At 34.0% G+C, this 13,028-nt stretch carries 16 protein-coding genes; 8 read left to right on the top strand and 8 right to left on the bottom strand.

Annotated elements, in window-relative coordinates:
• The first annotated feature begins 352 nt into the window (after positions 1 to 352).
• The 8 genes from NXV01_RS11200 to NXV01_RS11165 all read left to right on the top strand — a co-directional run bounded on the left by NXV01_RS11200 (position 353) and on the right by NXV01_RS11165 (position 8,506).
• Positions 353 to 1,432 (top strand): hypothetical protein, encoded by a 1,080-nt coding sequence (locus tag NXV01_RS11200; RefSeq protein WP_259022462.1) that lies wholly within the window; start codon positions 353 to 355, stop codon positions 1,430 to 1,432.
• A gap of 153 nt (positions 1,433 to 1,585) precedes the next feature.
• The gene (locus tag NXV01_RS11195; RefSeq protein ID WP_259022461.1) at positions 1,586 to 1,933 is read left to right on the top strand and encodes a hypothetical protein; all 348 of its coding nucleotides are present in this window, start codon (positions 1,586 to 1,588) and stop codon (positions 1,931 to 1,933) included.
• A gap of 12 nt (positions 1,934 to 1,945) precedes the next feature.
• Positions 1,946 to 3,706, top strand: a complete 1,761-nt coding sequence (locus NXV01_RS11190; RefSeq protein WP_259022460.1) for a hypothetical protein — start codon at positions 1,946 to 1,948, stop codon at positions 3,704 to 3,706.
• Positions 3,707 to 3,801: 95 nt separating this feature from the next.
• Positions 3,802 to 4,680, top strand: a complete 879-nt coding sequence (locus tag NXV01_RS11185; RefSeq protein WP_259022459.1) for a BT4734/BF3469 family protein — start codon at positions 3,802 to 3,804, stop codon at positions 4,678 to 4,680.
• Between the two features lie 120 nt (positions 4,681 to 4,800).
• Positions 4,801 to 5,586, top strand: coding sequence for a hypothetical protein (locus NXV01_RS11180; RefSeq protein ID WP_259022457.1), 786 nt, complete (start codon positions 4,801 to 4,803; stop codon positions 5,584 to 5,586).
• Positions 5,583 to 6,224 carry a hypothetical protein gene (locus NXV01_RS11175; protein ID WP_259022454.1) on the top strand — a complete coding sequence of 214 codons (642 nt, stop codon included), beginning with the start codon at positions 5,583 to 5,585 and terminating at the stop codon, positions 6,222 to 6,224. Before NXV01_RS11180 ends, NXV01_RS11175 begins: the two co-directional genes overlap by 4 nt.
• A gap of 265 nt (positions 6,225 to 6,489) precedes the next feature.
• On the top strand, positions 6,490 to 6,978 hold the full coding sequence (locus NXV01_RS11170; protein ID WP_259022453.1) for a hypothetical protein: 489 nt from the start codon (positions 6,490 to 6,492) through the stop codon (positions 6,976 to 6,978).
• Positions 6,979 to 6,988: 10 nt separating this feature from the next.
• Complete coding sequence (locus tag NXV01_RS11165; protein ID WP_259022452.1) at positions 6,989 to 8,506, top strand: P-loop ATPase, Sll1717 family; 1,518 nt, start codon at positions 6,989 to 6,991, stop codon at positions 8,504 to 8,506.
• Positions 8,507 to 8,584: 78 nt separating this feature from the next.
• On the opposite strand, the gene NXV01_RS11160 is transcribed toward NXV01_RS11165, so the two are convergent.
• The 8 genes from NXV01_RS11160 to NXV01_RS11125 form a co-directional block, all read right to left on the bottom strand.
• Positions 8,585 to 8,836 (bottom strand): hypothetical protein, encoded by a 252-nt coding sequence (locus tag NXV01_RS11160; RefSeq protein ID WP_259022451.1) that lies wholly within the window; start codon positions 8,834 to 8,836, stop codon positions 8,585 to 8,587.
• Between the two features lie 68 nt (positions 8,837 to 8,904).
• Positions 8,905 to 9,597, bottom strand: coding sequence for a hypothetical protein (locus NXV01_RS11155; RefSeq protein WP_259022450.1), 693 nt, complete (start codon positions 9,595 to 9,597; stop codon positions 8,905 to 8,907).
• A gap of 17 nt (positions 9,598 to 9,614) precedes the next feature.
• The gene (locus NXV01_RS11150) at positions 9,615 to 10,160 is read right to left on the bottom strand and encodes a hypothetical protein (protein WP_259022449.1); all 546 of its coding nucleotides are present in this window, start codon (positions 10,158 to 10,160) and stop codon (positions 9,615 to 9,617) included.
• A 35-nt stretch (positions 10,161 to 10,195) separates the two neighbouring features.
• Positions 10,196 to 10,603 (bottom strand): HNH endonuclease signature motif containing protein, encoded by a 408-nt coding sequence (locus NXV01_RS11145; RefSeq protein ID WP_259022448.1) that lies wholly within the window; start codon positions 10,601 to 10,603, stop codon positions 10,196 to 10,198.
• A 13-nt stretch (positions 10,604 to 10,616) separates the two neighbouring features.
• The gene (locus NXV01_RS11140) at positions 10,617 to 11,243 is read right to left on the bottom strand and encodes a hypothetical protein (RefSeq protein ID WP_259022447.1); all 627 of its coding nucleotides are present in this window, start codon (positions 11,241 to 11,243) and stop codon (positions 10,617 to 10,619) included.
• Positions 11,244 to 11,656: 413 nt separating this feature from the next.
• Positions 11,657 to 11,971 (bottom strand): hypothetical protein, encoded by a 315-nt coding sequence (locus NXV01_RS11135; RefSeq protein WP_259022445.1) that lies wholly within the window; start codon positions 11,969 to 11,971, stop codon positions 11,657 to 11,659.
• A gap of 128 nt (positions 11,972 to 12,099) precedes the next feature.
• Positions 12,100 to 12,663, bottom strand: a complete 564-nt coding sequence (locus NXV01_RS11130; protein WP_070613026.1) for a hypothetical protein — start codon at positions 12,661 to 12,663, stop codon at positions 12,100 to 12,102.
• 1 nt (position 12,664) lies between these two features.
• On the bottom strand, positions 12,665 to 12,994 hold the full coding sequence (locus NXV01_RS11125; RefSeq protein WP_259022443.1) for a hypothetical protein: 330 nt from the start codon (positions 12,992 to 12,994) through the stop codon (positions 12,665 to 12,667).
• Positions 12,995 to 13,028: the final 34 nt, after the last annotated feature.

Below are 13,028 nucleotides of genomic sequence, written 5' to 3'. Positions count from 1 at the left end.
TCTATTCATAAATCAAGAAAAGCATGAAGGAAAAGAACTGAGAATTACTTGTCTTAAATGAACAGGTAGGACAGATTGGAGAGACTGGTGTAGCTCCAATGGTAACAGTTTCATTAGTGAATGTCCAGCAAGACTCTTTGATGAACAAATCAGAGACAGTCAATGAGGTTCAGCTATGGCTAAATATGATCAAATATGAGAATAAAATGTAGTGATATAAGATCGATTATAATCAAGTAATCGTGTGTGTAACTAATTGAAGTCAAGAAAATTAAGATGCGTAAAACGTTTGATTTATTCACTTATATTTGCTCACGAAATTAAAAAAAAATAACCACTAAAATCTTAGAAAATGGCAGAAGAAAGAAAAACAGTAGATGCTATGTTAAATGAGCAGAAAGAACAGAAATTCGCAAAAAAGAATGATGCAGCTCCTCAAAAAGGTAAGAACGCCTCAGTGGAGTCTCCGAAAGCTGATAAGGAGACTGAACAAGAACCGTTAAAACTCACTCGTAGGCAAATTTTTACTCTCACAACTCTTCTTACATATAAATATCGGTTTGCTCGCATTTTAGTAAACAGGGACATTGATAAGGAGGAGGTAAAAAAGAAGATTGAATCAATCAGAGCCGCAAAGGGGGTTATAACCCCTTTCTTGGTACTTTCGGCTAAGGAATGTATCGAAGCGGATCTTGATGTAGTAGACTATGCTGGCAATGTAATAACCAAGGATACCCCTGATCTTGAACACATTCTAGTGATATTGGATGGTCAGCACCGTTGGGAAGCCATTAATGAACTTAAAAAGGCTGGTGAGGACTATGAAGCTTACTTTATTCTACCACTTACAGATCAATATGATCTTATGACGATATTAAAGGAGGCGAATACTTCTGTGAATCCTTGGGATGGAATTGATTGGCTAACGATGGCTATCCAGACAGCAAAAGTTCGTGGTCTTGATACTTCCAAGTTGGAATGGCTGAAATCTTTAGCAAGTACAGAAAACATTTCTGATTCTGCGGCTTCCTTATTCGTTTCTGGGGGTAAAAAGATTTACTCAAAAGCCATGATTAAGTCTGCCATTGATTCAAAAGACCCTGATAAATTGGAAACACTAGTTGATGAGGATGGACTTGACCGTAATAAAAATCTTTATGATACTGCTATTGCTAAATTGAACATAAAGACAGTTGGCTTGAAAATAACTCCTAAAATGCTATTTAGTTTTGTAGAGCAACTCATTAACAAAAACAAGCCGATTAACGATGCGTATGCTCATGTCATCGAGTTTCTTAATTCTCTTTCAAAAGAGCAGATAGAATCTCTTGATAATGCAAAGAAGACTACTAGCAGGAGCAAAGATCAGGTTATTACAGGTCTTTTCAAGAATTATTGGAAAGCATTTACCGAGCGAGAAGCCTTAAGCTAAAGTTGGAAAATAGAGGGAGGGGTGAGAGACCTCTCTCTTTCAAAATGAGAAGTATAAATTATCCTCAAATAATGATTAAAAAGGTTAAACCCAATTACCTCTCCATAGTGATAAGTTTACCAAAGTGATACGAGAATATAATTAAACAAGGATATGATGACACTACAAGAATTTAAGCAGAAGGGATACATCCTCTGTTTGCCGCAAAAGATACGCTTAGACACAGGACTCATAGGAAAATTGACATGCAATCTACATTGTAATGCCAACGCACCGATGCTACATGTAATTCCTGCTAAGATATTCTTATCAAGGGGATGGTTGGCTGTAGATGATAACGGAGACTTGATCTCTCTTCTTGATACTGATATAGACCGGAAATTAGCACTGATAAAAGATATTAGCTTGTATTTCGCATTGCAGCAGACAAAGCTACCTGATAGCAATATAGTGGTAGATATACTCACAGAAATGCCAAGAAGTAGAAAATGGACTTTTTAAAGAGATAGCATTATGCCAAAAGTAAGAGACTACAAGGACATAGAAGTTGTGTTCGATCCGTCTGATACAAATTTAACTATTAAACATCAAACCGGAGATGCCATAATTCCATGTAAGGGAGGGGCTTTTATTGTTCCTCTCCCATGTGGAGGTGGAAAGAGTACTGCTACTTGTGATCTGGTTGCCAAGAGATGCGATAAGGGAATAGTGATCTTTGTTGCTACACGTGCCGATGCAAATGATATGAAGAAAAGACTGGAAAGTCTGTCTCTCCTTGCATTGAAAGACGAAATAGTGATTTTACATCAAGAAGATTATTACTACAGTAATTACATAGCACATCCTGAACAGGTAACAAAGAAAAAGGTTCTGATTGTTCCCAGTGTTCACCTCTATTGGGATTATCTGCCAGCCCTATTTGCTTATGATAATGAGAAAATAGTTGATATAGCTAAATATACTGGAAACTTAGGAGCATTACTAAAGTCTACCGAAGTACGCAAGTTTTGTATAATAGACGAACAGCCATCCTTTATACAACCGTTTAATACATTTGAACGGCTTAAGATTCTTGCTTATATGGGTAATTTGGGGACATCATCAAAAGGTAGTATCCCCGTTGGAGCAAGTTTATATTACCATTGTTTAGGAATACAGGAAATGAAGGCTGTGAATAGTACATTCTTAAGAAAAACCAGCGATCATTTATATAGTACTAAGTCAGCCTTAAATACATATCGAGAGGAAGAGGTATTAGTGTATATCAACCAAAATTATTCAGTTATATGGAATGCAAAAGGGAAGTATTATCCAATATATCACTTTATAAAGGATTGGGTGGTAAAGGGGATGCAGATGAATGTTATCATACTAGATGCTACTGCGGATGTGTTAAGCGATTATAAGAAAACACCTTTTAGGTTGATCCAAAATTCGGGGAAGATGTACTCGTCACCTATTACTTTTCAAGAGTTTCCGATGTCCCTTGAAAGATGGTTGTTCGAGAAAGATGTAGACGATAATACAATTCGTGACAGAATACAGGATATAGTTGATGAGTTGGCAGATCAGATACAACAGGCTTCTCCGTTACTTATTGTTACATGGAAATATATGGTAGCCAGAGACAGTGATCCAGATAAAGAAGATAAACACCTGAATCTAATGAAAGTGCTTGAAGAAGAACTGAATAAAAAAGGATTGGCAGGAAAATACAGTATTATCTATCGGGGTTCTGGTCAAGACAAGGCTACCAATGCTTTTAGTAATTATACGGGCATCTCTTTTGTCGGAGAATGGCGAACAGGTAAATCTGGATTATCCTTGATTAATAAAAACTACGGTATTCATTCGACTGAACGAAGAATAAGAACAGCCGGAATGATTCAAGCTATATGTAGGTTACGGATAAGACAACATAATGGTGATCCGATTCATGTATTCTATTCAGATGATATAGATCCACAGCTAATGAAAGATGTCTTTGATTATTTTAGGGAGAATAGTGATACGGGGGTAAACATAAGTGGAATGCCTGTTCTTATGCCAGCAACAAAAAGAACACCTGTATTTCTTAAGAAGGTAGTAGCCTTGTGTGGATATGATCCTAAACTATTGGATGCCATAAAGTATTGTAGGACATATACACTTACAATTAGGTTGAAGGATATCCTTGTACTTATCCCCATGAAAGAAAAGAAAGCTCGCTCGTATGATCCGTTAAGAGATACGTTAAAGAAGGAGTATAATATTATCCTCAAAGTGGTACGATAGTAAAAATTCGTTAGGTGGGATATTCTCCTACGATCTACATTACTATTATATAAGAGATTAATAACTTAAATCCCACCTTTTATAATAAATAGAATATGACAGATAAGATAACTTTAATAGAAGGATTATTTAGGAATCAGTATGTCTGTATATCAGAACTACTTGATCTAAAGAATAAAATAGAAACTCCTTATGGATATATAAAGGATATTACTTTAGATATTCAGAGAAATATGGGTAATAAGAAAAAACAAGATTGGTTAAAGAAGAAATTACCTGTAGTTTTGGTTAATGGCATTTTTGGAAAAAGATTAGATACGGCATTACTAGATTATTCTTGCTATATCTGTATAGACTTAGATTATGATCTCCCTAATGAATTAACGGAAAGGGATTCTGATTGGGTGAAACACACGAGTGACCCTTATGTTAAGATGGCTTTCCATTCACCAAGAGGAGGAATAAAACTAATTATCCAACATGATTCCCTTGATCCGGCTTTTCATAAAGAACTGTATAGCTCAATCAGTGGGTACTTGGGGAATACGCATATAGATTCTAAATGCGACAATCTATCAAGGGCACATTTCATAAGTTATGATCCAAAGGTATATTATAATGCAGATTCAGAGATATACCACTTTGTACCTTCTTCATCAACAGCAAAGATTACTCCTTATGTGGCATCAAAGACTATAAAAAGTACAGGTGTAACATTCTGGAAAAATCTCATGTTACAGCCACCTAAATTTAAGAATCCTGATCAGGCTATAAAGAAAGTACAAGAGCTATCGGATAGGTATTTTCCTGTTAGTCGGGGATTTCGGAATTCTAATCTGTTTCGGTTTGCTTGTAAATTACATGACTATGGTGTTCCAAAAGATGATGCTCTTATGTATTTGATGTTGCGTTATGTTGAACCTGATTTTGACGGAACAGAGATTGAAGGGATAGTCAATAGCGCATATAAATAAAATGGTTGAAGAGATAGTTAGGAACGACTATCTCTTTTTGTTAATTTTCTTATTTTCCATTTAATATAATGATTTTATAACTACTTTTACAGAAAAGGACAATATATAAAATTACGGAATATGATATATCGGAAACGGAAAGGTAATCAAAAATGTGACCTTGAACGTACATTAAATAAATTATATAGATGTCGAGATATGGAAATCACCAATCTTTGGCAGCGTTCAATCTTCTTGGCAGTATTTTTAACATTAACGCTTTCAGGGTATGGTATTCTTATCTCAAATCTTTTTAGCAATAATGTATTTATAGAACTAAATTACAAGATTCTTCATGGTGCTGCCTTTGCTATTGGATTATTAGGTTTTACACTGTCTGTTATTTGGGTGTTAATGGCCAAAGGGTCTAAAGCATGGTATGAAGTATATGCAAAAGCTATCTCAGATTTTGAAGAAGAGTTTAAACATGAATTAGGAATACCACAAATATATTTGATGGGAAAAGTAGACTTTTTAGATAAAGATATGGAGAAAAAAGATGATGATGGCTTCTACTATAATAAGAAATTAAGTAATATTGATAGTGGTGCTTATTCAGTGTCTAAATTGAATATATTAATAGGATGGGTTTTCCTTATCACGTGGAGTGTGGTGATAATATTACATTTATCAGCTTTTATAGCTTTATTATTAGAGTCTTGGAATTGCTTCTATTCATCTATTGGTCAAAATAACTGCGTGTTATATATTGTTTCCGCCTCTTTGGCTGGTCTTTTTTTTACCCTAATATCACTATTTATAACAGTAAGATTAAAAACTTTATCGGCTAGTAATTATCTCATGGATTTTGGCTATAGAAAGGAGAATAGAGAAGACTATGAACAACTTACTAAAATAATAAAATGAAAAACACATTAAAAGGAATTCTGGAGGCTTTTCAAGGAGCAAATGGAGATGAAGAGTTATTGCTAAAGGAAATGAATAAACTTGCTCGCCATTTCTTCTTTGGTGGATATTTCCAAGTAAACGATAGAAAGATTTATCTTCGTGATATAGAATTCTATTACCATGAAGAAGGCGCAGGAACAAAGATCAAGGATTATATCATGTATCATATTTCTGATAAAATAAAAGATCCTGCTATGAAGAATAAGTATTATCCCCTTGGTTCATTTAACGCACATGTATCGGGAGTTGATTTTACTTTTGAAAATAAGGATAGCCAATATAGAGCTTCCGTTCTCATCAGAGGCATTAAGATAGTAGACAATGATAGTGAACCTATAATTGAAACAAGACCAACTTATGTCTATGAATATCTTCTCATGGGTAATTCTCTTTTTGAGGATGGTATACAAATAAAATGGATTGACGAAGAATTACCAACCGAACCAATAGAACAGGGTTATCGAAAAAATGTATGTCAATATGATCCTTTTGGTAATAAGGTAGAGTATCAAGGCGATTCAAGTAATAAACCTGTCACAATTGGAAAAAAGAAGTACTACCAATGTACACGTGAGTGGAGGTTTTGGATTAAGTAGACTTGGGGATAATATATAATAAATCGTAATCTTAGAAACACAGTCTTGGAATTAGGAAAAAATATTTCCTATATTAGGAAGGGTAGGAATACCTATCTATTAATATACAAATTGCTTGATTAGAATTTAGCTCTATTCCAGTATTATTTTTACCACAAATGCTTTTGTTCTAATCTTTTTTTAATAAATTTGTAATTATAAAGAATCTGTAGATAACCTGAGTAGGGTAACAAGTTGATCCCCCACTCTTTTTAATCATATTACTATGATTACATATAACAATAGCATAAATTCAATAATTGAACAACTGAATAATAATTATTCATGTTCATGCTTGGCAGAGCACCCACCAATATTTGAAAGTAAAATAACGATATGGTGCAATATACTTATTCCTAGTATTTCTGTTTTAGTATTAATAATTGGATGGTTTATAAATACAAGGTTAAGGCAAAAAGAAGCTATCTTAAAGAAGCAACTAAAGTATAGAATGAGTACAATAAATTCATGTATTGATTTTTTGTTTTTAGTTGCAGATAATTCAATACCAGCTAATGTGAAAGATTATTCCGCAAAGATGACGACTGCAAAAAGGAATTTATTCTATTATGGAACTACTCAAGAAAATGAGCTGTTTGATTCATTGTTACTACAGCTGGATAATGGTGTTGAACGTGACTTGGTTCTCGGTACAGTAAGTAAATTACAAGATATTTTAAAAAATAGCGTAAGGAAGTCTTTGAAGTTATCTTAAATATAAAAATATGAATGACACTGAACGACAATTAAGATTAGGGCTGGAAATAGAATCTAATGATGACGTAATCAAACTATATGGTGCTAGGAATTTTAAAATAAATCAATTAATAGGTTCGAGTGATGCTTCTAATATAGATTTCGAGTTGCTTAAAGATTTTAGTATAGATAAAGCAGACTGTACTGAATACCTTAATGAAGAGAATAAATTTATGATATTGTGTGCTCCAAAGGGAACAGGGAAAACTACATTAAATCTTTTGTGGAGTAATAAACTAGGTAAACGACCCAATCATTTAAGTATTGTAAAATACGATTCTAATATTTCACCAGAAGCTGATGATTCTGTTTCTCCAACATCTTGGATTAGGATGTGGAAATTGAATATACTAGATGCCATTTATCAAAAGCTTGATATTGTTTATAAAATCAACAAAAGTGAATGGGAAGGAATTTACAAGCTTGCTAGGAATAATAACCAAAGTTACAATATAATAGACTGTATTGTAAATACTTTGAAGAAAAGAAAGATGAAAAAGGTAGAGGAGCTTGTACAGAAAAGGAATTTAAAAATTTGGCTATTCATCGATGAAGTAGACCAATTTTTCACCAAAAGTCCTCAAAACATAAATAAGGTATCAACGTTGTTATTAGCATGCAAAGATTTGTCGAATCTATTTTCAAATGTTTATATTAGGACAACGTTAAAACCAAATGTTTGGGCTATTTTAGCTTCTCAGGTTACATCATTGGCTACTATGCGAGATTTTATTGTCGATTACAGGTGGTCTTCTGATGAAATCAAGACTATGATTGCCAAAAGAATAAGTAGTTATTATCATAAATATTGTGATAATAATATTGTAACAAAAGATGATGATTGGTATATTGGACTCTTGTTTGATTTGACAACTGATTTTGATTTGTCTGATAAGAATGTGGAAAAACGCAAACAAAATAATATAACCAAATTTGAACCACACAAAACACTATCGTTATTAGGTATTAAGCGACCTAGATGGGTATTATCTCTTATACGCCAAGCAATAATAGAGGCTAATAAAGCAGATTCAGGCAATAAAATAACAATTACGCATATAAAAAAATGTTTGGCTAATTATGGAAGAGAGAGATTATTAGATATATCTGCAGAATATAAAGTGCAATGTGACAACCTCCGCTTTATCTTTTACGCATTTAATCGAAAAAATTCTTCTTATAAATACACGAAATTATTAACAGTTATAAATGAAGAAATTGTTAATCAACAAACTGTTAAAATAGATGGAGTGAGTGATTCGTGTAATGCTATTCAAATCGCCAAGTATTTATATGAGATAGGATTTATTGAACCTAAAAATCGAATATCTAAAAATAAGGTAGAATTTTGGAACTTTGTGGAAAATCCATTGCTTTTAAATGATGAAGGTGAAGATGTAGAAAGTGTTGCAGAACAGTTTATTTGGGAAATTCAACCTGCATTTCGAAATGTATTAAATTTAGACAAAGTAATCACTCGACATTAGAATCCCTTTTCTATTTACACAAAATCGTGGACAGTGCCCCAAAAAGGGAAGATAGATTCTTTTCTATCTTCCTTTTCTTTAATATGCCAAAGCCACAATTATCTTATCCAGCATCGTATTTACTTCCGCAAATTTCAACCGACTTCCTCTAAGTTTAATCGCTGACTTCTTATAGCACTCAATAAATTCCTCCTTTGGCATAAAGAATGGATAACCATACGGAACCCCTCCCCAATAGACGGGAACTTTAAAACCATCGAATCCATGACCAGTTATGATGTTAGCATCGATAAATAATCCCCTACCACTTAGCAGAGGGATTTTATGCACGTATCTGTTAAAGTCCAGTTACTTATAGAATTACCTACTGCAACTATCTCCTTCCAACCATAGTAGTTTCATTTATCAATTGGAGATACTGTATACTTTATTCCTTTGTTACTGTAATCTATTTGAATATTATCACATAGTTTTTTCAAATCATAGAAAAATGTTTTTTGCTTTTCTGACAGCATCTCTTCCGAAATAATAGTCTTTATAATAGAGACATTTCCATGTTTTTCACCAAAACAGTAGCCTCCTGCCGTTACTGATACAAAATCAATTACTTCATCACTATAATGGCCCTCAAAACATTGGTAGGTTGCTTCCAGATTCTCATCAATCTCAACACTGGTAAGTCCCCAACAGTTTTTGAAGTATTCTTTGATAATTTCAAGCATTGGCAAATTATTATCTTTAAGAGTCCGCTCTTGGTACCTCCTGAAGAAATGGGGGGCATATATTGTTATTTTATGTGTCATAGGTTGATAAACAGCTGCATATTTTCCTTCCTTACGTTCATATATACAGTACATACCTATGTTGGGATTATCATGCTGTCCTCTTTTATCAGCTGTAAAAGTTATGACAAAAAGATTTTTTCTCTTGATGCTCTTACAGTCATACGAAGCTTTTACTGGAAACTTGTAAGAGCCCAGAACTTTAGATCTGAAATTCTTACGAAATCGTTCTATTGGTTTCTCTAAGTCTGCTAAATCTTTCAATAGTTCTTCACGGATTTCTTGCTCCGTCATTGATGGTACAATCATAATACATACAATTAATATTAACAATAATCGTCAATTCCGTCCGGTCCGTCCCACTCCAATCCTTTGGCTATTGTGAGAGCCTTTTGTGCTCCACGTTCTTCAAAATATGTCCGTCCTTCATGGATATATTTACCATCTTCAAAGGTTATAGAGACAGAAGTATATTTCTTCAGGTCTTCATTTTGACCATGGCATATTATCATTATTAGATTCTCATTACATAGAGCAAAGTCATCTATTATTTGAGTAGTATATTGATTTCTTGTTATAACTTTTCCAATACAAAGGTTATCTATATATGAAGTAAGTGGAGTTTCACAGATTTGGATAGGGCAAAGTGGGAATTCAGTGGGTGTTTTCCATTCACGTTGCAGTGCTGTATCAGGCGAAAGAGCAGGGAACAGAACTTGCCTATATGTATCTTGAATTATCGGAGAATCAGGTTGGGCAAATATCCATTCTCCCATATTACCTGCACTGGAATACAGCTTGCTCGGTTCTTCAGCCCATTTCATAACCCGTTCATAAGCTGCTTTGGCCTCTTCCTGTGTAACCGTTCTCATCCACATTACATCTTGGTTTGTACCAGTGAGATCTCTTAAACAACTTGGATTATCGATGAATTTCTGAATATCACCGCCACATAGGTATTCTTTTTTTTTCGTGTAGCAGGGTTGTTCAATGCATTCTCCAACCTTGTGAGCCATCTCAAATTTTCTGGTCGGTTATTACATCTGTTAGTGTCAATGTGGTCTACTATGTCTCTTTTTGAATCATGGCTACCATGGAACGCTGTTGCAACAATTATGTGGACTCGATGCCCTCCTATAGTCATATATCCTGTTTTTTCATTCTTAGTACCAAAGAGCCATTGTTCATCCAGTTTCCTTGACTTGTGTCCATCTTTGGCGTGACGAAAGACTGCTCCATTATCACGAACAGAATAGTGTTCATCTTTATATGTACAATCTTTGACCTCTGTGTATATATCAATATCTACTTTCATAACGGTTCTCACTTTATTTTCTAAATGAATTATAGACTTCAAGAGCGAATTTTAAAGTATCATACCATTCATCTTCTGACTTATAGTCTAACTTTATGTTTATGATACGGGAGTCATGCAGATGATTTGTCGAGATCTCAATTACAATGCCTTCCTTGTTTTGAAAACTTTCAATAGAGATAAGTCTTGGATGATAGAAATCTTTTGCACGTTCTTGAAAGGTCTCTCCAATTGTAAAAGAGATAGCATAATCGGGAAGCATAAAGTCTGGGACGGGACATCCTTCGTATTTTCCATTCTCACTGACACTAAATACGATGATGGAGGAGGCATTCAATTTTCGTAATACTCTTGGGGCTACCTCCATAAACTGAGAGACGGCTTTTCTGTTTTGAATATCTTCTTCTGACTCATCCGTCTCATTGGCAAGCTCTAAGTCTTCAGCTAATTCTTTGAAAAAATTACGTCCTAATACTTTGGATATTAATGCAAGTTGTTGAATATCCATATTATAACGAGTGAACAAATTATACACGTTATTCCTTTTACAGCAAATTCTATCTGCAAATTCAACAATTGAAAGTTGTTGCTTGCGAACCTCCTTTTCGATAAGTTTTCCAATAGTTCTTTTTTCTGTCATATTCACGTTCCTTATTATGTTGCAAAGTTATATCTACATGGATAAAGTTCATAAAAACGATGTATCCTGTTATTGTACATTTTTCCATAACACTATATACCAGTATAGATAATATTTACAGTCTATACAAAGTTAGTAAATATATTGAAGTTAAGAAAAAGTTGTAATACTCATTTCTACTAGTTTATTGTTTAAATTTCTATTTTGAAATATTTCATTTGCAATAAAGAGAATTTAAGATTGATTTAATTTATTTCTAGTCATAAACTGTTATGAAAGCTGCCACTATGACTTTTAAGAGTTTGCTATTTGCCACGGTATATTTGTTAATGATTTTACGTTTCTTAGTACCTCTATAAAAACAAAAAACAAAGATAGAGAAGACAGCATCTCTAACTATCTTCTCTCTTGCTTTAAAATGTCACTCTCATAACTACTTTCTCCGGTTGCGCTGTGATTTTAACTTTCTCTATCTGATCTGCTCCAAGTAGTACAGCCGAATTTTTATAACACCTCGTAAATTCTCTCTTCGGCATGGAAAACGTGTACCCGAAGGGAACGCCTCCCCAGTAATCCGGTACCCTAAAACTATTAAAACTGTGGCCTGTGATTATGTTTGCATCAATATTATAGATCTGCTTCGGATCATAATTCAGCCAGTCTATTTCCCCCTCTCTGTACTTACGGAGGAATGTCAATTCCAATGTTTTCCCAGATACTTCTCTCATTTGGAATCTGACTCCACCAGCATTAAAGACCTTATCCAGATCCGCCTGAACTTCATTTTCTACTTCATTGACTCCCTAGTGTACCCCAATCATACACCTTATCCATTACAAATACTTTCTTTTTCATGTTATTCTAGTTTTCTTTCTATTATTATTGATATTTCTCCTTGTCCGTCAGTTTTGAAACTTAGTTTCTCGTAATTAACAAGTTGGCATAACCGATCCTCATATGTATCTATCAGCCATTCTAGGCTAACCAATGAATGCCCATCTTCATCTTCATATAATTCCCCGTCTTCATCCGCTATATCTGTCATATCAGAGGTAGTCAAACTGAATATATGAGCAGCCAGTTCTATAGAGATGTAATTAGTATCATCAGTCGCATATAACTTAGGGGGATATTTTATCTGGATGAATACTGCATTCTCAAAACAACTGATTCTGTGTCTTACCGGAATATCAGAGAGCCCGTCCATTAGAAGCTCGACTATGGGGTAATCTACTTCCCGTATATCTCCTGTATAATAACGCTTCATCATTTCCACTCTAAAATTGGCTATCAAAGACAAGTCCTGTATTGGCATCTTTGCTAGTCGGGGGTATAAGATACCGTTCTCATCAATATAGCTTTCGGGATCAGTACATTTCAATTCTTTATCTCTTGCTGTTGAAAATCTTTTTACTTTCATGTTACTTAGTTTTTTGTGATTTAATAATTAAGGTAATGTTATAATTCTCTTTCAAGTATTCTTGGAGCTTTCCGTATCTATCTAGCCTAGATCTGTTTCTTGGGCATAGAACAAAAATCTCTTTAAGGCTTATTTCTAATATGAATCCTTGTTCATTCTTATCCGTTGCCAATAGAGAAGTCAGTTGAGGAAAATATTCTCCTAAAGCTTTTATATCATCGGAGAACTTATTCGTTGTCTCTTTCGAATCAGGCGATAATTCTACTGGAGCTTTTGGTATACCGCTACAATCTTTATTAAGCGAATACCATAATTGAGATGTGTCTGTCATAAATTTAAGTATTTAATTCATAGTTAGGGATTTC

It is taken from the genome of Bacteroides sp. BFG-606, from assembly GCF_024788145.1.
Taxonomy (GTDB): Bacteria; Bacteroidota; Bacteroidia; order Bacteroidales; family Bacteroidaceae; genus Bacteroides; species Bacteroides vicugnae.
Note: the sequence above shows the minus strand (reverse complement) of the source record. Positions and strands in the feature narration are given on the sequence as shown.

Coding starts and splice junctions, on each gene's coding strand:
- NXV01_RS11180 (WP_259022457.1), top strand. CDS start 4,801: ATGATATATCGGAAACGGAAAGGTAATCAAAAATGTGACCTTGAACGT.
- NXV01_RS11155 (WP_259022450.1), bottom strand. CDS start 9,597: ATGATTGTACCATCAATGACGGAGCAAGAAATCCGTGAAGAACTATTG.
- NXV01_RS11170 (WP_259022453.1), top strand. CDS start 6,490: ATGATTACATATAACAATAGCATAAATTCAATAATTGAACAACTGAAT.
- NXV01_RS11195 (WP_259022461.1), top strand. CDS start 1,586: ATGATGACACTACAAGAATTTAAGCAGAAGGGATACATCCTCTGTTTG.
- NXV01_RS11150 (WP_259022449.1), bottom strand. CDS start 10,160: ATGAGAACGGTTACACAGGAAGAGGCCAAAGCAGCTTATGAACGGGTT.
- NXV01_RS11125 (WP_259022443.1), bottom strand. CDS start 12,994: ATGACAGACACATCTCAATTATGGTATTCGCTTAATAAAGATTGTAGC.
- NXV01_RS11185 (WP_259022459.1), top strand. CDS start 3,802: ATGACAGATAAGATAACTTTAATAGAAGGATTATTTAGGAATCAGTAT.
- NXV01_RS11200 (WP_259022462.1), top strand. CDS start 353: ATGGCAGAAGAAAGAAAAACAGTAGATGCTATGTTAAATGAGCAGAAA.
- NXV01_RS11140 (WP_259022447.1), bottom strand. CDS start 11,243: ATGACAGAAAAAAGAACTATTGGAAAACTTATCGAAAAGGAGGTTCGC.
- NXV01_RS11165 (WP_259022452.1), top strand. CDS start 6,989: ATGAATGACACTGAACGACAATTAAGATTAGGGCTGGAAATAGAATCT.
- NXV01_RS11130 (WP_070613026.1), bottom strand. CDS start 12,663: ATGAAAGTAAAAAGATTTTCAACAGCAAGAGATAAAGAATTGAAATGT.
- NXV01_RS11145 (WP_259022448.1), bottom strand. CDS start 10,603: ATGAAAGTAGATATTGATATATACACAGAGGTCAAAGATTGTACATAT.
- NXV01_RS11190 (WP_259022460.1), top strand. CDS start 1,946: ATGCCAAAAGTAAGAGACTACAAGGACATAGAAGTTGTGTTCGATCCG.
- NXV01_RS11135 (WP_259022445.1), bottom strand. CDS start 11,971: ATGAGAGAAGTATCTGGGAAAACATTGGAATTGACATTCCTCCGTAAG.
- NXV01_RS11175 (WP_259022454.1), top strand. CDS start 5,583: ATGAAAAACACATTAAAAGGAATTCTGGAGGCTTTTCAAGGAGCAAAT.